An 18,841-nucleotide genomic window follows, 5' to 3' on the forward strand; every position below is an offset into this window, starting at 1 on the left:
GTTGCCGCAGGTGTCATGGCGCGGTGGCCGTTGACTGCGTGGCTATGGTAGGCAGCGCGCCTTCGGCGTGAATCACCCTGCATACGTATTCAATGAAAATGCGGGATTATGGAACCGGTTTCAGCGGCGCCACGACCAACGGTCGTGCCCTACCGGGGCATTGACGCCCGCGGTAGGTAACGACCGCTGGTCGTTACGGCTTCACAACGGGGTGAACCGGATGGCTTGGCCGCCACCGGGCGCCAGCACGATAGTCAGGGTGTCAGCGCTGGTGACCTCGCGCGTTTCGCGCGTGAACGCGAACGGATTGGACTGGTAATCCGCACCCTCCCCATCGCGGTAGATCTCGGCGCGGTAGCGCACGCCTGGCTCCAGGAACGACAGCGGTACCGGCAGCGAACGGCCATGCTCATCGGTGATGCTGCCCAGGAACCAGTCGCGGCTGTGGCGATCCTTGCGCGCGATGGTCACGTAGTCGCCCACCTCACCATCCAGCACGCGGGTGTCGTCCCAGTCCACGGCCACATCCTCGATGAAGCGGAACGCCTCGCGGTGCTGTTCATAATGCTCGGGCAGGTCGGCGGCCATCTGGATCGGGCTGTAGATCACCACGTACAGCGCCAGCTGGCGGGCCAGCGTGCTGGGAATGGGCTGGCCGTGGCGGCCCTTCAGGCTGAGGATGCCCGGGGTGTAATCCATCGGCCCGGACAGCAGCCGGGTGAACACCAGGTTGACCTCGTGCTCGGGCGGGTTCGGCGGCTGGCCCCAGGCGTTGTACTCCATGCCGCGTGCGCCTTCGCGCGAGATCCAGTTCGGATAGGTGCGGCGCAGCCCGGTGTCCTTGATCGGCTCGTGCGGATTCACCGCGATATGGCGCTTGGCTGCTTCCTGCACCACCTTCAGGTGATGGCGGGCCATGAACTGGCCGTCGTGCCACTCGCGCCACAGCGGGCCGCCGGCCGGATTGCGCCGGTCTACCTGGCCGTCGTCGCAGACATAGCCGCTCTTGAACGAATCCACGCCCAGCCGCGCATACAGGTCCAGGGCCGCGCCCAGCTGGTCTTCGTAGTGCTCGATCGCGCAGCCGGTTTCGTGGTGGCCGATCAGGTGCACGCCTTTCTTCGCGCCGTAGACCGACAGCGCCTCGATGTCGAAGTCCGGGGTGGCGCGGGTGAAATCGAAGTCGTAGCCGTTGCCGACCCAGTTGCCATCCCAGCCCGGGTTCCAGCCTTCCACCAGCACGCCCCGGAAGCCGTGTTCGGCGGCGAAGTCGATCACTTTCTTCGTCTTCGCCGTGGTCGCCGCATGCTTCGGGCCGGTGGCCCAGCTTTCCTGGTCCAGGTGCATCGACCACCACACGCCCAGGTATTTGGACGGTTTCACCCAGCTCACATCGCCCAGTGCGTTGGGTTCGTTGAGGTTGAGGATCAGGTTGGATTCCACCAGCCCGCCGGCGGTGTCGCTGATCTGCAGCGTGCGCCAGGGCGTATCGAAGGGCAGGGTGCGGCGCACCTTCCAGCCTTCGGCCGACGGCGACAGCTGCGCGCGCAGGCGCTGGCCCTCGGTACGCCGCAGCCACATGCCGGCGTAGTCGACCAGCGCCGCCTCGTGGATCGCCACGTGCAGGCCGTCCTGGCTGCGCAGGGTGAGCGGGGTATGGGCCAGCGGCACCTGGTCCAACGGCGTGCGCTGGTACAGGTACTCGTAATGGATGGGCTCGCCAGCAGGAATCCACCAGGCGGTGGATCGCGGGGGGATCGCGAATTCGGTCAGCTCGTCATCGATGATCGCCTCGCGCAGGCCCGTCTGCTGCGGGAAGTGGTAGCGGAAGCCCAGGCCGTCGTCGTAGACGCGGAACACCACGTCCAGCCGGCGCTTGGCACCGTTGCGCTCGCCCAGGTGCACGGTGACTTCGTTGTAGTGGTTGCGCACGCTGCGGCGCTCGCCCCAGGGCTGTTCCCAGGTGTCATCGACGCTGCGCGTGTCCTGCCCGAGCACGAGCAGGTCGCGGTCCAGGCGGCCGTCGCGCAGCTGGAAGCCCAGCTTGGAGTCGGCCACCACGGTCTGGCCCAGGCGCTCGACCCGGTAGCTGGGGTTGCCGCCATCCAGCTGCAGCGACACCTTCAGAATGTCGCCCGGTGAGCTGGCGCTGGCCACCGTGACCGGTTCAGCGTGTGCGGCGGTGGTGCAGACCAGCAACGACAGTGCCAGCCAGGCCAGCGGGCGGGGCGCGGCAACAGCGCGCAACAACGGCAACTCCAGTGGCATTTCCCCTCCCAGGGCAGCGCATATCTGCTCCGGACTATAGCCACGCGTGCCGCGGCCTCACCGCGCCACGCCATGAATACGTATGCAAGCGGGCACCGATATCGACTGCGCAGTGCGACGGGCGACGGTCGTCGCCTACCATGCAGGCAGGCACCCTGGGAGGGGGCCGCGACGACAGCGCCCCGGCGCTGGCGAACCATACCGCGTGCAAGAAGGGAGGAAGGCCGACGGGCGCAAGCCGGTCCGCCGCTTTTCGATGCTGAAAACGATCTGCTTGACCGCTGCCCTCGGGGCGGCGCTGGTATCCACCGCTGCGGCGGCGGACCTGACATTCGATGGCCGCACCGCGCGCGCCACCGCCGCTGCCGACGGCAGCTTCCAGCTGCTGGCCGATGGCAAACCGGTGGCGATTGCCGCCCAGCCGATGCGCAGCCGCACCGACAGCGTGATGTTCGATGCGCTGTTCGCGCTGGCCCAGCAGGACATGGCCGCCGACCGCGTGGATGCAATCCGCGACCCGGCCTTCAATTTCGGCAACCCGGTGGACTGCGAGTGCTTCCAGACCGGCGAGCGCTGGCCGTACGTGTGGACGCGCGATGTGAGTTTCGCCGCCGACCTGGCGCTGGCCCGGCTGGAGCCGATCCGCACCCGCCAGTCCCTGCAGTTCAAGCTGTCCAAGGCACGCGACGGCGTCACGCCCGGCCTGTTCGTGGCCCAGGACACCGGGTCCGGCGGCAGCTGGCCGATCAGCAGCGACCGCGTGGTGTGGTTCCTGGCCGCACGCGACCTGCACGACAATTCCAGCTTCATGACCGAGACCTGGCAGGCCCTGCAGGCCACCCTGGCGCAGGACCGCGCGATGGTGTTCGATGCGCGCACGGGGCTGTACCGCGGCGAGACCTCGTTCCTGGACTGGCGCGAGCAGACCTACCCGGACTGGACCCGCAACGACGTGCGCTTCATTGGCGACTCCTTCGCGCTGTCCACCAACGTGCTGCACTACCAGGCGCTGCGCCTGGCCGAGAAGTACGCCCGTGAACTCGGCGACGCCCGCGCCAGCGAGTACGCGGCCTGGGCCGACGCGCTGGCCACGCAGATCGACGCGCGCTTCTGGCGCGAAGACGCCGGCATGTACATGAGCTACATCGGCGAAGCCGCACACCCGGTGCCCTTCGCCAAGTACGACCTGCTGGGCATCTCGCTGGGCGTGCTGGCGGAGGTGTTCCCGGCCGAGCGTGCCCGCCGTTCGCTGGCCAACTACCCGTATGTGGACGGCGGCAGCCCGGTGGTGTGGCCGCAGGAAGCGCAGCAGCCGATCTATCACAACCGGGCGGTGTGGCCGTTCGTCAGCGCCTACTCGCTGCGTGCGGCACGCAAGGTGGATGATGCCACCCGCGTCCAGCGCGAGATCGAATCGCTGATGCGCGGCAGCGCGCTGGCGGGTTCGAACATGGAAAACTACGAGATGCGCACGCTCGCCGTGCACGTCGACGAGGGTCCGTTGAGCGGCCCGGTGGTCAACTCACCGCGCCAGCTGTGGTCGGTGGCCGGCTACCTCTCGATGGTGCTTGAAGGCGTGTTCGGGGTGGAGGCCAACGGCACCGTCGCGCCCAAGCTGCCGGTGGCGCTGGTGCCGCAGCTGTTCGGCAAGCGCGACAGCATCGAGCTCGACACCGGCAGCACCCGCTACATCCTCAAGCGCCCACGCACCCTCGACGGCGACCTGCTCGTAGCAAAGAAGATCGAGCGCAAGGGCAACACCGTAACCGTCCAGCTCGAACCGCGTACGGACACGCCACGCGTGTCCGCTTTCCGCGCAGACCCGGCTAACCCCAACGCCTTCGCCCCCGCCACCCCCGCCGCACCGGCAGCGCAGAAGCGCGGCAACACCTGGACGATCGCCATCCCCGCCAACCACCAGCTCTGGCAGGACGGCATCGCAGTGGGCAGCTCCGCCACCCACACCGTCACCAACGACGGCCACCAGCACTGCCTCAGCCTCACCCGTCGCGAAGGCGCCCTCGAATCGCTGCACAGCCCGATGACCTGCATCGGCCCGCAGCAACGCCTGCCCGGCGCAACCCAGTGGGCCTGGACCGCCGCAAAGCCCACCCGCGTCCGGATCCGCCTCCACTACGAAAACGCCAATGGCCCAATCAACACCGGCGTCACCGCTGCCGTGAAGCAGCTGGCCGTGCACTGTAAGGGGCAACCGGTCCAGCGCGCCACGATCGTGATGCCGCACAGCATCGGCCCGCAGGATTCCACCGCCGCCGAATTCGACCTGCCCAAAGGCAGCTGCCGTTTCACCCTGGAACCTGGCTTCAACATGAGCGCACTGGAACACTTCGCCCAGTACAACGGTGGCAAGGGCGGCCGCGACGGCGTGCTCAACGCGGCCAACGTGCAAGCGCTGCTGATCGCACCGGTGGCCGGCAACGCGGAGGCCACCCGATGAGCCGCACGGCCAAGCCGACCCTGTCGTTCTGGCAGATCTGGAACATGTGCTTCGGCTTCCTCGGCATCCAGTTCGGGTTTGCCCTGCAGAACGCCAACGCCAGCCGCATCTTCGAAACGCTGGGCGCGCCGATGGACGCCGTGCCCGGGCTGTGGATCGCCGCACCGCTGACCGGTCTGCTGGTGCAGCCGATCATCGGCTACCTGTCCGACCGCACCTGGACCCGCTGGGGTCGCCGCCGCCCGTACTTCATGATCGGCGCGGTGTTCACCACGCTGGCCCTGCTGGTGATGCCGAACTCGCCCACGCTGTGGATCGCGGCGGGCACGCTGTGGGTGCTGGATGCCTCGATCAACGTCTCGATGGAGCCGTTCCGCGCGTTCGTCGGCGACAAGCTGGCCCCGCGCCAGCGCCCGACCGGCTACGCAATGCAGAGCTTCTTCATCGGCGTGGGCGCCATCGTGGCCAGCTTCCTGCCGTTCATCCTGGCGCACTTCGGCGTGGCCAATACCGCTGCCGCCGGCGAAGTGCCGCCGACCGTGCGCTACGCGTTCTACTTCGGCGCGGTGGTGCTGCTGGCCTCGATCGCCTGGACGGTGTTCAGCACCCGCGAATACTCCCCGACCGAGCTGGCCAGCTTCGATGATGCCGAGCCGCCGGCCGTGCACCAGTCCGCGCCTGTCGCCGGGCCGCCGCCGATGCTGCAGATCGGTGGCTGGATCGCGCTCGGCCTGGCGCTGGCTGCGGCGATCGCCTGGCGCAACGGCGACAAGATGCTCTACGTGCTGGCCGGGCTGTGCATTGCCTACGGCCTGCTGCTTGGCGTGGCGCGGCTGCTGCCGGGCCCGCACATGCTGGCCACCATCGTCGATGACCTGCGCAGCATGCCGCGCACCATGCGCCGCCTGGCGTGGGTGCAGTTCTTCTCGTGGTTTGCGCTCTTCGCGATGTGGATCTATACCACTGCCGCGGTGGCCGGTACCCACTTCGGCTCCACCGATCCGTCGTCGGCCGCCTATAACGAGGGAGCCAACTGGGTGGGCGTGCTGTTCGGCGCGTACAACGGCTTTGCCGCACTCGCCGCGTTGTTGATTCCGCTGATGGTGCGGCTGATGGGCCTGCGCCTGAGCCACCTGGTCAACCTGTGGTTGGGCGGCCTCGGCTTGATCTCGCTGATGCTGATCGGCGACCCGAAGTGGCTGCTGCTGTCGATGGTCGGGGTCGGTTTCGCCTGGGCCTCGATCCTGTCGCTGCCGTATGCACTGCTGTCTGACAGCGTGCCGGCGGCCAAGATGGGCGTGTACATGGGCCTGTTCAATTTCTTCATCGTCATCCCGCAGCTGGTCGCGGCCAGCGCGCTGGGCTTCATGCTGCGCCTGTGGCTGGGCGGCAACCCGATGCACGTGCTGGCGCTGGGTGGCGTCAGCCTGTTGATCGCCGGGTTGTGCGTGCTGCGGGTGCCGTCCCACCAGGAGGTTGTCTGATGCTGTCTCGTTCGCGTTTGTGGCTGGGCCTTTCGTTCGCGCTGCTGGCCGGCCATGCCGTTGCCGCCCCGCGCCCCGAGTACGTGGGCACGTTGGAGCCGTTCGCCAGCGATGCGGTGTACTTCGTGGTCACCGACCGCTTCGTCAACGGTGACCCGTCCAACGACCACCGCGACCAGGGTGGCAAGCACCGCACCTTCGACATCCCGGTGCCGTGCCCGGACAAGGTCGACGGCAACATCGGCTATCTCGGCGGCGACTTCAAGGGCGTGCTCGACAATGCCGACTACATCCGCAACCTCGGTTTCGGTGCGGTGTGGATCACCCCGATCATCGACAACCCGGATGAGGCCTTCACCGGCAGCAAGCCGATCAGCTGCACCAGCACCCTGACCGACCGCGGCAAGACCGGCTACCACGGCTACTGGGGCATCAATTTCTACAAGCTTGACGAGCACCTGCCCAGCGCGGACCTGGATTTCGCCGGGCTCACCCGTGGCCTGCACGACGCCAAGCTGAAGGTTGTGCTGGACATCGTCGGCAATCACGGTTCGCCGGCCTGGACCATGCCGGTGAAGCAGCCGCAGTTCGGACAGATCTTCGACAAGGACGGCAAGCTGATCGCCGACCACCAGAACCTGCCGCCGCAGCAGCTGGACCCCAATCACAACCCGCTGCACGCGTTCTACAACAACATCGGCCCGGTCGACGCGGACAAGGGCTCGATCTTCGACGGCAACCTGGCCGAGCTGGGCGACTTCAACCAGGACAACCCGGCAGTGATGGAGTACCTGGTGGGCGCCTACCTGCAGTGGACCGCACAGGGCGTGGATGCGCTGCGCATTGACACCATCGGCTGGCTGCCGCACCCGTGGTGGCATGAGTTCGTCAACCGGATCCGCGCCAAGCATCCGGACATGTTCATGTTCGGGGAGGCGTTCGACTACGACGCAAGCAAGATCGCCGAGCACACCTGGCCGACCAACGCCAACGTGAGCGTGCTGGACTTCCCGCTGCGTGGCGCGATGTCCAGCGTGTTCGGCAAGGAGCAGAAGGGCTTCGAAGCGCTGGCCGAGCCGCTGCACCTGGTGGGTGGGCCATACGCCAACCCGTACGAGCTGATGAGCTTCTACGACAACCACGACATGGCGCGGCTGGATGCCACCGACGACGGCTTCATTGACGCGCACAACTGGCTGTTCACCGCGCGCGGCATTCCGGTGCTGTATTACGGCTCGGAAACCGGCTTCATGCGCAGCCGCGCCGAACACGCCGGCAACCGTGCGTACTTCGGCCAGCCGCGGGTGGATGCGGCCCCGCAGAGCCCGATCTTCGGGCCCCTGCAGCGGATCGCCAAGCTGCGCGAGGCCACCCCGGCCCTGCAGCGCGGGCTGCAGGTCAACGAACGCCTGCAGGGCGACCAGGCGGTGTTCTACCGCGTACTGCAGCACGGCGATGCCGCGCAGACCGCGCTGGTGCTGCTCAACAAGGGCGACACCGCCAGCACCTTCGAGGTCAGCCGTTACCTGCAGCCGGGCACCTGGCGTGATGCGCTGGGCGGCGGCAGCCAGGCGGTCAAGCGCAGCCTGAAGGCCGACGTCCCCGCGCACGGGGTGAAGGTGTACCTGCTGGAAGCGGCGGTGAACCAGAAGGAACTGCAGGCCGAGCTGGCGAAGGCGGTGGCGGACCAGCAGGCGAGGACCACGCGCCTGTCCCGGTAGGTACCCACCGTTGGTGGGTACGCCCTGACCACCGACCAACGGTCGGCGGCTGCCGACCGGGTAGAATCGCCCCATGACCGACCTCACCCCACTGACCCCGATCGAAGCCCTTCTGCAATCCGCCATGGACGGGAAGACTCCGATCGGTGCCTTCATGAAGGCCTTTGTCGCCTCGGACGTGGTGCTGCTCACCGGCAGCCTGGTCACCCCCGACGGCAGCGGCTTCGACCCGCTGCTGTTCGACAAGCAGGGCACCCTGCACGTGGCGGTGTTCACCCACATGGAGCGGGTCGGCTTCCACAGCCAGCAGGCGCCGCACACGATCCGCATGCAGATGCTGGAGGTGCTCAAGCGCGTACCCGGTGGCTATGGCGTGGTAGTCAATCCGGGCACCTCGCTGGGCCTGGAACTTTCCCCGGCAGGCATCGGCGCGATCCTGAAGGATTTCGCCTGAGCGAGGGCCTGCCGTGCCCGCTCCACGCGGTTTGCACATTGCTGAAGTGGACTTAATGTAGAGACCTCGATCACACAATCTCTACACAGTGCTGGTTGCTAGACTCCGCCGTCAAAACAGGGGTCTTACATGCAGACAGAGTCGTCGCGCGTCACCACCGGTGTACAGGGCCTGGATACCATCCTCAGTGGCGGCTTGCCGCAGGGGCGCCTCTACCTGTTGGAAGGCCCGCCCGGCTCGGGCAAGACCACGCTGTCCCTGCAGTTTCTGCTGCAGGGCCTGAAACAGGGCGAACGCTGCCTGTACGTGACCCTCTCGGAAACGGCGGAGGAACTGCGCGAGGTGGCCAGTGCGCATGGCTGGTCGCTGGAGGGCCTGCACCTGTTCGAGCTCGGCTCGGCCGAAGATGCGCTGGGCAATGGCCGGCTGCAGTCGGTGCTGCATTCGTGGGAAGTCGAGCTGGATGAAACGGTCAAGCTGGTCCTCGGCGAAGTGGATCGCATCCGGCCCAACCGGGTGGTGTTCGATTCGCTGTCCGAGCTGCGCCTGCTGGCCCAGGACTCGCTGCGCTACCGCCGCCAGATCCTGGCCCTGAAGCAGTTCTTCGCGCCAAAGAGCGCCACCGTGCTGCTGGTGGACGACCTGACCTCGGGCGCCGATGACCGCGACGGCCAGCTGCACAGCCTCTGCCACGGCGTGATTTCGCTGGAACGGCTGACCCTGGACTTCGGCGCAGCGAGGCGCCGGATGCAGGTGCAGAAGCTGCGCGGCGTGGATTTCGTCGCCGGCTACCATGACATTGCCATCCGCACCGGCGGGCTGGAAGTGTTTCCGCGGCTGATTGCTTCGCACCACCATGACGACTTCGGCGGGGAGACCCTCGGCAGCGGTGTGGCGGAAATCGACAACCTGCTCGGCGGCGGCCCGTTGCGGGGCACCAGCACCTTGTTGACCGGTCCGGCCGGCAGCGGCAAGACCAACGTGGCACTGCAGTATGTGTGGGCCGCCTGCGAGCGCGGCGAGAGGTGCTGCATCTTCGAATTCGACGAGCGGGTGGGCACGTTGCTGGCCCGCGCCAAGGCGCTGGATATCGACCTGGGGTCGCACCTGGCCTCGGGCTTGCTGGAGATCGTGCAGATCGACCCGGCCGAGATCTCACCCGGTGAGTTTTCCTGGAACGTGCGCAAGGCCGTGGAGCAGCGCGGCTGCAGCGTGCTGGTGATCGACAGCCTCAACGGCTACGTGGCCGCAATGCCGCAGGAAAAGCAGCTGATGCTGCAGCTGCATGAAATGCTGTCCTACCTCAACCAGAAGGGCGTGGCCACGTTCCTGATCAACCCGCAGCACGGCCTGGTGGGTACGATGTCCACCGGCAACCTCAACGTGTCCTACATCGCCGATGCGGTGATCCTGTTCCGCTTCTTCGAAGCACAGGGGCGCATCCGCAAGGCGATCTCGGTGATCAAGAACCGAGGCGGCGCGCACGAAGACACCATCCGCGAGCTCAAGATCAACGGCAAGGGCCTGGCACTCAGCGCGCCGCTGAACGAGTTCAAGGGCATCCTCACCGGCACGCCGGAGTTCGTGGGCGATTCGGCATCACTGCTGGCCCATCCTTATGCAGGATGACCCCGGGCGCGGCGGCGTTGTCCATATCGTCGCCCCGTTCGGCCGCGATGCGGCCAGCATTGCGTCGGTACTGGATGGCGCAGGGCTGGCCACCCGGCCGGCCGATACCCTGGACGATCTGGCCGCTGCGCTCGACGATCAGGCCGGCGTGGTGCTGATCACCGAAGAAGCCATCGCTCGTGGTACCGATTGCCTGCTGCAACGCCTCTCCGCCCAGCCTGCCTGGTCGGACCTGCCCGTCATCCTGCTGCGCTCCCCGCGTGCGCACCGCCGTTCGCCGTTTGACAGCCTGCTGCCGCGCACGGTCAACGTGGTGGAACTGGATCGGCCGCTGGGCGGCATGTCGCTGCTCAGCGCCGTGCAGGGCGCGCTGCGTGCGCGCGAGAAGCAGTTCCTGGTGCGCGACCAGATGCGTGCGTTGGCCGACAGCCGCAGCGCGCTGGAGCGCAGCGCGAAAGCGGCACTGGAAGCCAGTCGCCAGCATGCACTGGAGCTGGAAACGGTGGTCGCCGAGCGTACCCGTGAGCTCGAGGCACAGATGGCCGCGCGCGAAGCCAGCGAAGCGGCACTGCGGCAGTCGCAGAAGATGGAGGCCATCGGCCAGCTGACCGGCGGCATCGCGCATGACTTCAACAACATGCTGACCGGCATCCTGTCGGCGCTGGATATCGTGCGGATGCGGCTGGAGCTGGGGCGCACGGATGATCTGGAGCGCTTCCTGGATGCGGCCACCACCTCCAGCCAGCGCGCCGCCGCCTTGACCCAGCGTCTGCTGGCATTCTCGCGCCGGCAGTCGCTGGACGCGCGGCCGGTCGAACTCAACGCACTGGTCGGCGCGATGCAGCACCTGCTGCGCAGCACGCTGGGCGAAGGTGTTCGTATCCGTACCGAAGAGGCGCCGGCACCGCTGCATGCAGCGCTGGACACCAACCAGTTCGAAAGCGCGCTGTTGAACCTGGCCATCAATGCACGCGATGCGATGCCCAACGGCGGTGAGCTGGCGCTGCGGACCTTCCCGCTGCGGCTGGCCGATGGCGAGCGCGCCAGCGTGCCCGCCGGCGATTACGCTGTAGTGGCGGTTTCCGATACCGGCACAGGCATGCCGCCGGAAGTGGTGGAGCGCGCCTTCGAGCCGTTCTTCACCACCAAGCCGATCGGCAAGGGCACCGGCTTGGGCATGTCCATGGTGTATGGCTTCATGCAGCAGTCCGGCGGCCATATCGCTATCGATTCAACGCCAGGGCAGGGCACCACGATCTCGTTGTTCATTCCGCAGGTGGAGGCCGACGCCGAGCCGGAGCCGGCCGCGGACGCGGCGCCGGTGGCACTGGGTGCCGGCCAGTCGATCCTGGTGGTCGAAGACGATCCGCAGGTACGGATGCTGGTGACGGTGGTGCTGGAAGACCTGGGTTACATGGTGGAGGTGGTGAGCGATGCCGACGGCGCGCTGCCGGTGCTGGCGTCAACGCGGTGGCTGGACCTGCTGGTCACCGACGTGGGCCTCCCAGGGATGAACGGCCGCCAGCTGGCCGAGATCGCCCGCCAGTCGCGGAGCGATCTGCCGGTGCTGTTCATGACCGGCTATGCGGAAAAGGCACAGGAGCGCTCGGCCTTCCTCGAGCCCGGCATGAGCATGATCGCCAAACCGTTCCTGCTGGAGGCCTTCAGCGACGCGGTGCGCAGCGCGCTGGCCGATGCCATCAGCGACGCCAGCGCCTGAGACCCTGACCAACGGCACCCTGACCACCGTCACGCGTCGGCAGGGTCCACGGTGACCCACACTGTCTGCATCGATGGATTGAGGGGGGTGGCATGCAACGCAGGTTATGGATCGCAACGCTGTTGGTTTCCGCCTTTCCATCGCTGGCCGCCGCGCCGGTCGATCTGGCGACGCTCGACCGGGAAATGACCGGCCCGCGCACCCAGGTGCTCGTGCTGGGCAGTGTGCACCTGAGCGAGGTGGAAGGCGGCATCCAGCCCGGTGCGCTCGGTCCCCTGCTGGACAAGTTGGCCGCCTACAAGCCGGACATCATCACCGTGGAAGCCATCAGCGGTGAGCAGTGCGATCTTGCCGAGCGCCATGCCAGCGTCTACGGACCGGACTACTGCGCCAGCACCGACGTGGCGCGCACGGCCACCGGCCTGCAGATCCCGGCCGCGGTTGAGAAGATCAACGCCGCCCTCGACACGTGGCCGAAGGCACCCACGCCAGCCCAGCGCCGCCAGTTGGCCGCATGGATGCTGGCCGCCAACGAGCGGGCCTCGGCCTACACCCAATGGCTGCAGCTGCCACCGGCGGAGCGCCGCGCTGGCGATGGATTGGATGCCACGCTGGTTGCCCTGCTGAACACCATCGCCAGCCGCCAGAACGAGAGCTACCTGATCGCCGCGCAGCTGGCCGCGCGACTGGGCCTGCCGCGCGTGTACGCCATCGACGACCACACCGGCGACAACATCCAGGTCAAGGATCCCAAGGCGTTCGGCACCTCGCTGGAACAGGCGTGGAACGCTGGCAAGGCAGAGCTGGACAAGAACACCGCCATCGAGGACAGGCTGGCGAAAGCGCGCGACCTGCTGCCGCTGTACCGCTTCATCAATGCGCCAGAACGGCTGAATGTACTGACCGATGTCAACGTCGGCGCCACGCTGCGTGCAACATCAGCCGAGCATTACCCGCAGATATGGGTCAGCGGCTGGGAGATCCGCAACCTGCGCATGGTGGCCAACATCCAGCAGACGTTCCGCGAACGCCCGGGCGTGCGCGTGCTGTCGGTGGTCGGTGCCTCGCACAAGCCGTGGTTCGACCAGTGGCTGGGCCAGATGCAGGGAGTGGACATCGTGGATGCGGAGCAGGCGCTCCGGTAACAGGCTCAGCGCCCGGCCAGCGACGATTCCCGCAGTACCAGCTTCACCGGAATGGTCTGGCTTTCCACCGGCTCGCCCTGGATCAGCGCGAGCAGGCGTTCCACCAGCAGCTGGCCGGCCTGCTTGGTGTCCTGCTGCACGGTGGACAGGGTGGGTGATACCGACGCTGCCAGCGGAATATCGTCGAACCCGGCCAGCGCCACATCCTGCGGAATACGCAGGCCATGCTCGCGCAATGCCCGCATCGCGCCGATGGCGATCAGGTCGCTGGCCGCGAACACCGCATCGATGGCCTGTCCATCGCCCAGCAGCGCCTGGCAGGCGTCGTAGCCGGAAAGCTCGGTCGTAATCGCATCGAACTGCAATGCCGGGTCCACCGGCACGCCGCGTTCGGTCATCGCGGCCACATAGCCGCGGTAGCGTTCCTCGAACTCGGGGTAGTGGCTCGACGCATGGCCAACAAAGGCGATGCGCCGGCAGCCCTGGTCGAGCAGGTGGGTGGTGATGTCGAAGCCGCCCTGGAAGTTGTCGCAGCCGATCGACACCCCGGGTTGGTCCGGCAGGGCCGCGCCCCAGCGCACGAAATGGGTGCCTTGTTCCACCAGCCGCTGCAACCGCTCGCGTGACTCGTGGTAGTCACCATAGCCGAGCAGGATGATGCCATCGGCCTTGTTGCTGTCTTCGTAATCGGCCTGCCAGTCGGTGGACAGCTGCTGGAACGACACCAGCAGGTCGTAGCCGCGCAGCGCGCAGGCGCGGGTGATCGAGCCCAGCATGGCGTGGAAGAACGGGTTGATCAGGGAATCGTCGTTGGTGGGATCCTCGAAGAACAGCAGCGCCAGCGTGCCGGCATTGCGAAGGCGCAGGCTGGAGGCGTTCTTGTCCACCTTGTAGTTCAGCTCCCGGGCGATCTTAAGGATCCGCTCGCGGGTTTCCTGGTTCACCATCGGGCTGCCACGCAGCGCCCGCGACACCGTGGGCTGGGAAACCCCGGCCAGGTGGGCGATATCCAGGGAAGTGGCTTTGCCGCGGATGGTCATGAAGGGCAGGGCTGGGACGACGGAAGCCATGATGCCACGGGACGTGGGACCGTGGTTTTACCCCCGGTTTTCGGCCAGCATGTTGCAGAACAGCGCACCCTGTTCAATCGCATCATCCAGCGCCACGTGGGTATGCGGCAGCCGGTCGAACCAGCGCTTGGGCATGCTCCGTTTGGTGACGCTGCGGTAGTCCTTCTTCAGCATCGCCATGGAAAAGGTCTTGATATCCAGCGCTGAATGCGAAAACGGGCTCTCCCCGGCGAACCGCATCAGGTACCAGTACACGAACAGGAAGTCGTACCCCGCCGGATACGCCACGAACACCGGCTTGCCTGGCAACGCCTTCAGCCACGCGACGTAGCGGTGCATCGCCGCCTCCGGCGCCTCGCAATCGCTCCGGCAGGCCGCCCACGCCACTGGTTGGGTCGCCCACCACGCCATGGTATCGGGATGGCCCTGCGCCTCCGGGAGCGTGTTCAGATTGGCCGAAAAGGTCGTGAGCAGGGTCTTGTCGGCCAGATACGCCGCCGACCCGAAGCTCAGCATGGAATGCGGGCCGGGAATGGGGCCATCGGCCTCCACATCGGTGCTGACGTAGATTTCCTGCCTGTTGGCGCGGGGTGGGGTTCGTGGTAACTGGTTCATCGGTGCTCACGGACGAACAAGGGAGATGGCATGAATCTGCCGATCAGGGTAACGCTGCTGGTGGTCGCATTGGGGTGCAGCGCCAATGCAGTCGCCGGCGCCCGCCTGCAGGCCGAGATCCTCCCGGTGAGCGGTGGGCGCGGAGCGTCGATCGAACTGAAACTTGTCAATGTGGGTGACCGGGCTGCAGTGGTGTGGGGTCCCTCTCTTCCGCAGCCGAATGCGCGCGGAATGCTGTTGGACGATTTCTTCGTGGTGACGCTGCCGGATGGAGCTGAAGCCGAGTACGTCGGAATCCTTATGGACAGGTTGCCAGCCGTCCCAACTCTTCTCTCCCTGCCTGCTGGTGGCACGTTCAGCGTGGAAGTCGCGCTGGACAAGAGCTATCGCCTCGCGCCAGGAGCGGGCTACAGGGTCGCCTTACGTCTCCCCGTCGGCTATCGCAGCGATGAAGCGCCGGACGGCGCGTGGACACCTGTTTCTCCCGTCCCTCTGCTGATCGTGATGCCTGAAGGGAATCCAGGCACGCGGTAAGCCCGGGGACCGGTTGGACCCCCCTCCGAGGTTGCCTCAGCCGGCGGCGCAACTGGGTGCAGGCCCAATCCTGACAAGGGTTTGGCAGGAATCCGACCTCCAGCGGGGGCGATCCTGACAGGGGCGGAGCGAGCAGGGATGGTAGAATGCCCCGTTCTGCAATCCTACCCAGATCACACGCAGGGCAGCCCCCGTATCGGCACCGAACAGAGTGTGATATCTGTCGGGCCTGCCCTCGGACAACGGAAGAGCAAACCCTATGGCGCGCGGCATCAATAAAGTCATCCTGGTCGGCAACCTCGGCAACGACCCGGACGTGAAGTACACCCAAGGCGGCATGGCGATCACCCGCATCAGCCTGGCCACCACCAGCGTCCGCAAGGACAAGGATGGCAACCAGCAGGAGCGCACCGAATGGCACCGCGTGGTGTTCTTCGGCAAGCTTGGCGAAATTGCCGGTGAATACCTGCGCAAGGGCAGCTCGGTCTACGTCGAAGGCAGCCTTCGCTACGACAAGTACACCGGCCAGGATGGCGTGGAGAAGTACTCCACCGACATCATCGCCGACGAAATGCAGATGCTGGGCGGCCGCGGTGAAGGCGGTGGCGGTGGCGGCGGCGGCGGTGGTGGTGGTGGTGGCAATTACGGCGGCGGCGAGCGTCCGCAGCGCCAGCAGGCCCCGCGCCAGGAATACGGCGGTGGTGGTGGCGGCGGCGGTCAGCGCGGTGGTGGCGGTGGTGGCTACGGCCAGCAGCAGCGCCCGCAGCAGCAGCCGCAGCAGTCGGCTCCGCCGATGGACGACTTCGCGGACGACGACATTCCGTTCTAAGCGCAGGTTGTTTCCTGGACGACCAAAAGGCCCGCCGATAGCGGGCCTTTTGCTTTCCACACCTTTACGTAGTGACACGCCGGGCGTGTCATGCTGTCATGCGTCCGCCAGCCGACACTACCTGCGGCTGGCAGCATGATTGACCAGGTCCCAAGATGGGACTAGGAGTAGGTACTCACGCAGAGTACGACAAGATCAACGCCGCCAAGGTGGACAAATCCTGATGAACACTCGACCTCTCCATTCCGAGCACGACTATCACGAGGCCAAGCAGAAGCTTGCCGCCTGGTTCGATGCCCTGCCTGAGCCGGGTACCGAGCAAGGTGATCTGTTTGAAGTCCTGCTGATACTGGTCGCCAACTACGAAAGCACCCATTTCCGCCTCGAGGCCCCCGATCCGATTGAGGCCATCGAGTTCCGCATGGCTCGGGAAGGGCTGGATGTTTTGATCGGTCACTGAATGCATGAGCTATCACTGGGGCTTCGTGCATTTCGGGCCGGAAGTGATTACGTTCTTTCAGGAGCGATGGGCGCGGTCGTGCAGCCGACGAATGCCTGTTTGTTGAACCTGTTCGTCTCCGAACAACGCTCTATCGAGTAGTGCGAATCCTGCTTGAAAATGCGTATTCTCGTAATGTAATCATTGAAGAAGCACCGTCTGTTGAACTCGATCAGTTCGGTGCCCTTGCGCCCACCGGGAGGTGTGATGTCGGTGATGACCACCCGTCCATCAGCGCCGCATTCTCCGGTTGCCTGCGGTGGCAACACCACGACTGAAACGCTTGGCCCACCCTTGCATCGGAACGTCTGCCTGCCTGTTCGCGCACGCTGATAGCCGTCTTTGTCCGGTCCCGGTGCGGACGTGGAGAAATCGGCTGTCGCTGCGATGATGGTCATGCCCCCTTCGCTCCCGCACTTGTAGGCGGCACTTACCGGTGAGCTTGTCTGCCAGGCCTCCGAGGCGTGGGCAAAAGCGGGCGCTGTCAGGAGTGCCAGCGCCAGCGGATAGGTTCGGAGGGTCATGCGCTTACTTTCCCACAGTCCAACGGGCTCGAAGACCGCATGAGAATGGCCCCACTTGCAATGTGTTGCCGAATAAGCAACATTTGTCGCCTGATGAGCAACACGTCGCCACCGATGGACATCCTGTTCCCGGCCACCCGCCAACGGGTGCTGGCAGCGCTTCTTTTGCAGCCGGATGCCAGCTTCCACCTGCGGGAGCTGGCCAGGATCACCGGCACCCACGCCGGTACCCTTGCACGCGAACTGGACAAGCTCACCGGATCCGGACTATTGCTGCGAAGCGAACAGGGTAATCAGGTCCACTACCGGGCAAATCGCGCGTGTTTGCTGTTCGATGACCTGGCTGCGATGTTCCGCAAGACCCATGGCGTGGTGCCTGTCCTGCGCGACGCCTTGGTTCCAGTGGCCGATCACGTCTCGTTGGCGTGGGTCTTCGGCTCGGTGGCGAAGGGCACCGAGGTCGACGGAAGCGACGTGGATCTGCTGGTTCTGGGCGATCTGGGGTTCGCTGACCTGGTGCGTGCCATCCACCCCGCGCAGGAAGTGTTGCGCCGGGAGATCAATCCTGTGCTGTACTCAATGGAAGAGTTCATGCGGCGCGTGCAGAACGGTGATGCGTTTGCCAGCGAATTATTGGCAACGCCCAAGCTGCTGGTAACAGGAAACAGGGATGACCTTGGAAAACTTGCTGGCAATCCGGCAGCTACAAGCGCACAACGCTGAACCCATCTCGCTGCGCAATCCAAAGAGATCAATGGCTGCGTGAGCGTCACGCAGTAGCTTGCGGCTGCAGAATTCACTCGGCGGCATACGACACCGGCAGACTGCCAGTAGTTACGGGCACTGAATTTCATTGTGCCCTGCAGCATCCATTTTCGTGCAGTGCGTCTTGCAAAAAAACGAACTACTCCTCTATGGTGCAATCGATTGCATTGCAGTGAATAGTTGCGTTTGATACCGGTTGGGAGGCCGGAAAGCGGATGCCCGACCATTCGATTGGATCGATCCAAGGTGCGCGCGTCACGCGGCGCGATGCGCTGCGTATTGCGTTCGCCGGAAGTATTGGCCTGGCAACCGCAGGCGTGACGCCCTCGATGGCCGCCATCGCGCCGCTCAAGGGCAACCTGAAGCATTCGGTCGCCCGCTGGACCTTCCCCAAGTTATCGGTGGCCCAGCTCTGCCAGACGGTAAAGGGCATCGGGTTCGCCGCCATCGACCTGGTGGGGCCGGAGGACTGGCCCACGCTGAAGGCACACGGCGTGTACAGCTCGATGTGCAACGGCGCGGAGCTGGGCCTGACCAAGGGCTTTGCTGGTCGCCAGTTCCACGACCAATTGGTGGAGCGCTACACCCGGCACATCGACCTGGTCGCCGATGCCGGCTATCGCAATCTCATCTGTTTTTCCGGCAATCGCAACGGCATGGACCCGCAGGAGGGAATGGCTAATGCCGAAGCCGGACTCAAGCGCATCCTCGGGCATGCCGAGAAGCGCGGCGTGGTGCTGGTGATGGAGCTGCTGAACTCCCGGGTCGATCACCCGGACTACCTGTGCGACCACTCTGCATGGGGCGTGGAGCTGTGCCAACGGCTCGGCTCGGATCACTTCGGCCTGCTGTACGACATCTACCACATGCAGATCATGGAGGGCGACATCATCGCCACCATCGGCCGGCATCACGCGCATTTCAAGCATTACCACACCGCGGGCGTGCCGGGCCGGCACGAGATCGGAGACCAGCAGGAACTCCAGTATCCCGCCATCTGTCGCGCGATCCGCGACACCGGTTTCGATGGGTACCTGGCGCAGGAGTTCATGCCTGCGGCACCCGATCCCATCGGTTCGCTGCGCGAGGCGATCCGCCTCTGCGACGTCTGAAATTGATATCCACC

At 65.8% G+C, this 18,841-nt stretch carries 16 protein-coding genes; 12 read left to right on the forward strand and 4 right to left on the reverse strand.

Annotation, left to right across the window (positions count from 1 at the left end; genetic code table 11):
* Positions 1-201 precede the first annotated feature (201 nt).
* Positions 202-2,268, reverse strand: a complete 2,067-nt coding sequence (locus tag SOM39_RS15055; RefSeq protein ID WP_320458794.1) for a glycoside hydrolase family 97 protein — start codon at positions 2,266-2,268, stop codon at positions 202-204.
* Between the two features lie 256 nt (positions 2,269-2,524).
* On the opposite strand from SOM39_RS15055, the gene SOM39_RS15060 reads away from it, so the two are divergent.
* From SOM39_RS15060 to SOM39_RS15090, 7 genes are all read left to right on the forward strand, one after another.
* Complete coding sequence (locus SOM39_RS15060) at positions 2,525-4,726, forward strand: Six-hairpin glycosidase-like protein (RefSeq protein WP_320458795.1); 2,202 nt, start codon at positions 2,525-2,527, stop codon at positions 4,724-4,726.
* Positions 4,723-6,210, forward strand: a complete 1,488-nt coding sequence (locus tag SOM39_RS15065; RefSeq protein WP_249833886.1) for an MFS transporter — start codon at positions 4,723-4,725, stop codon at positions 6,208-6,210. The genes SOM39_RS15060 and SOM39_RS15065 overlap by 4 nt, the downstream gene beginning before the upstream one ends.
* Entirely contained in the window at positions 6,210-7,931 is a 1,722-nt protein-coding gene (locus SOM39_RS15070) for an alpha-amylase family glycosyl hydrolase (protein WP_320458796.1), read from the forward strand. The genes SOM39_RS15065 and SOM39_RS15070 overlap by 1 nt, the downstream gene beginning before the upstream one ends.
* 73 nt (positions 7,932-8,004) lie before the next feature.
* Positions 8,005-8,385 (forward strand): SseB family protein, encoded by a 381-nt coding sequence (locus tag SOM39_RS15075; protein WP_320458797.1) that lies wholly within the window; start codon positions 8,005-8,007, stop codon positions 8,383-8,385.
* 129 nt (positions 8,386-8,514) lie between these two features.
* Positions 8,515-10,014 (forward strand): ATPase domain-containing protein, encoded by a 1,500-nt coding sequence (locus tag SOM39_RS15080; RefSeq protein ID WP_320458798.1) that lies wholly within the window; start codon positions 8,515-8,517, stop codon positions 10,012-10,014.
* A complete protein-coding gene (locus tag SOM39_RS15085) occupies positions 10,004-11,734 on the forward strand; it encodes an ATP-binding protein (protein WP_320458799.1) in 1,731 nt (576 codons plus the stop codon). Before SOM39_RS15080 ends, SOM39_RS15085 begins: the two co-directional genes overlap by 11 nt.
* Positions 11,735-11,826: 92 nt before the next feature.
* The gene (locus tag SOM39_RS15090) at positions 11,827-12,879 is read left to right on the forward strand and encodes a DUF5694 domain-containing protein (RefSeq protein WP_320458800.1); all 1,053 of its coding nucleotides are present in this window, start codon (positions 11,827-11,829) and stop codon (positions 12,877-12,879) included.
* A gap of 5 nt (positions 12,880-12,884) precedes the next feature.
* On the opposite strand, the gene SOM39_RS15095 is transcribed toward SOM39_RS15090, so the two are convergent.
* Both SOM39_RS15095 and SOM39_RS15100 read right to left on the reverse strand, forming a co-directional pair.
* The gene (locus tag SOM39_RS15095) at positions 12,885-13,919 is read right to left on the reverse strand and encodes a LacI family DNA-binding transcriptional regulator (protein WP_176472707.1); all 1,035 of its coding nucleotides are present in this window, start codon (positions 13,917-13,919) and stop codon (positions 12,885-12,887) included.
* Positions 13,920-13,976: 57 nt separating this feature from the next.
* On the reverse strand, positions 13,977-14,564 hold the full coding sequence (locus tag SOM39_RS15100) for a hypothetical protein (protein ID WP_306989518.1): 588 nt from the start codon (positions 14,562-14,564) through the stop codon (positions 13,977-13,979).
* A 30-nt stretch (positions 14,565-14,594) separates the two neighbouring features.
* Between SOM39_RS15100 and SOM39_RS15105 the strand changes: the two genes are divergently transcribed.
* From SOM39_RS15105 to SOM39_RS15115, 3 genes are all read left to right on the forward strand, one after another.
* Entirely contained in the window at positions 14,595-15,098 is a 504-nt protein-coding gene (locus SOM39_RS15105; RefSeq protein WP_306989516.1) for a hypothetical protein, read from the forward strand.
* A 259-nt stretch (positions 15,099-15,357) separates the two neighbouring features.
* Positions 15,358-15,927 (forward strand): single-stranded DNA-binding protein, encoded by a 570-nt coding sequence (locus SOM39_RS15110; RefSeq protein ID WP_095364659.1) that lies wholly within the window; start codon positions 15,358-15,360, stop codon positions 15,925-15,927.
* A gap of 223 nt (positions 15,928-16,150) precedes the next feature.
* Positions 16,151-16,387, forward strand: coding sequence for a hypothetical protein (locus tag SOM39_RS15115; protein WP_141236231.1), 237 nt, complete (start codon positions 16,151-16,153; stop codon positions 16,385-16,387).
* A gap of 47 nt (positions 16,388-16,434) precedes the next feature.
* Here SOM39_RS15115 and SOM39_RS15120 read toward each other — a convergent pair whose 3' ends face one another.
* Complete coding sequence (locus SOM39_RS15120) at positions 16,435-16,950, reverse strand: hypothetical protein (protein WP_141236230.1); 516 nt, start codon at positions 16,948-16,950, stop codon at positions 16,435-16,437.
* Positions 16,951-17,064: 114 nt separating this feature from the next.
* Between SOM39_RS15120 and SOM39_RS15125 the strand changes: the two genes are divergently transcribed.
* Together SOM39_RS15125 and SOM39_RS15130 are read left to right on the forward strand one after the other, a co-directional pair.
* Entirely contained in the window at positions 17,065-17,673 is a 609-nt protein-coding gene (locus SOM39_RS15125; protein WP_249833892.1) for a nucleotidyltransferase domain-containing protein, read from the forward strand.
* 257 nt (positions 17,674-17,930) lie between these two features.
* Entirely contained in the window at positions 17,931-18,827 is an 897-nt protein-coding gene (locus SOM39_RS15130) for a hydroxypyruvate isomerase family protein (RefSeq protein WP_176472627.1), read from the forward strand.
* Positions 18,828-18,841: the final 14 nt, after the last annotated feature.

It is taken from the genome of Stenotrophomonas sp. CFBP8994, assembly GCF_034044835.1.
GTDB classification, from domain to species: Bacteria; Pseudomonadota; Gammaproteobacteria; order Xanthomonadales; family Xanthomonadaceae; genus Stenotrophomonas; species Stenotrophomonas rhizophila_A.

Coding starts and splice junctions, on each gene's coding strand:
- SOM39_RS15055 (WP_320458794.1), bottom strand. CDS start 2,268: ATGCCACTGGAGTTGCCGTTGTTGCGCGCTGTTGCCGCGCCCCGCCCG.
- SOM39_RS15080 (WP_320458798.1), top strand. CDS start 8,515: ATGCAGACAGAGTCGTCGCGCGTCACCACCGGTGTACAGGGCCTGGAT.
- SOM39_RS15125 (WP_249833892.1), top strand. CDS start 17,065: ATGGACATCCTGTTCCCGGCCACCCGCCAACGGGTGCTGGCAGCGCTT.
- SOM39_RS15095 (WP_176472707.1), bottom strand. CDS start 13,919: ATGACCATCCGCGGCAAAGCCACTTCCCTGGATATCGCCCACCTGGCC.
- SOM39_RS15115 (WP_141236231.1), top strand. CDS start 16,151: ATGAACACTCGACCTCTCCATTCCGAGCACGACTATCACGAGGCCAAG.
- SOM39_RS15060 (WP_320458795.1), top strand. CDS start 2,525: ATGCTGAAAACGATCTGCTTGACCGCTGCCCTCGGGGCGGCGCTGGTA.
- SOM39_RS15075 (WP_320458797.1), top strand. CDS start 8,005: ATGACCGACCTCACCCCACTGACCCCGATCGAAGCCCTTCTGCAATCC.
- SOM39_RS15105 (WP_306989516.1), top strand. CDS start 14,595: ATGAATCTGCCGATCAGGGTAACGCTGCTGGTGGTCGCATTGGGGTGC.
- SOM39_RS15065 (WP_249833886.1), top strand. CDS start 4,723: ATGAGCCGCACGGCCAAGCCGACCCTGTCGTTCTGGCAGATCTGGAAC.
- SOM39_RS15085 (WP_320458799.1), top strand. CDS start 10,004: ATGCAGGATGACCCCGGGCGCGGCGGCGTTGTCCATATCGTCGCCCCG.
- SOM39_RS15110 (WP_095364659.1), top strand. CDS start 15,358: ATGGCGCGCGGCATCAATAAAGTCATCCTGGTCGGCAACCTCGGCAAC.
- SOM39_RS15120 (WP_141236230.1), bottom strand. CDS start 16,950: ATGACCCTCCGAACCTATCCGCTGGCGCTGGCACTCCTGACAGCGCCC.
- SOM39_RS15100 (WP_306989518.1), bottom strand. CDS start 14,564: ATGAACCAGTTACCACGAACCCCACCCCGCGCCAACAGGCAGGAAATC.
- SOM39_RS15130 (WP_176472627.1), top strand. CDS start 17,931: ATGCCCGACCATTCGATTGGATCGATCCAAGGTGCGCGCGTCACGCGG.
- SOM39_RS15070 (WP_320458796.1), top strand. CDS start 6,210: ATGCTGTCTCGTTCGCGTTTGTGGCTGGGCCTTTCGTTCGCGCTGCTG.
- SOM39_RS15090 (WP_320458800.1), top strand. CDS start 11,827: ATGCAACGCAGGTTATGGATCGCAACGCTGTTGGTTTCCGCCTTTCCA.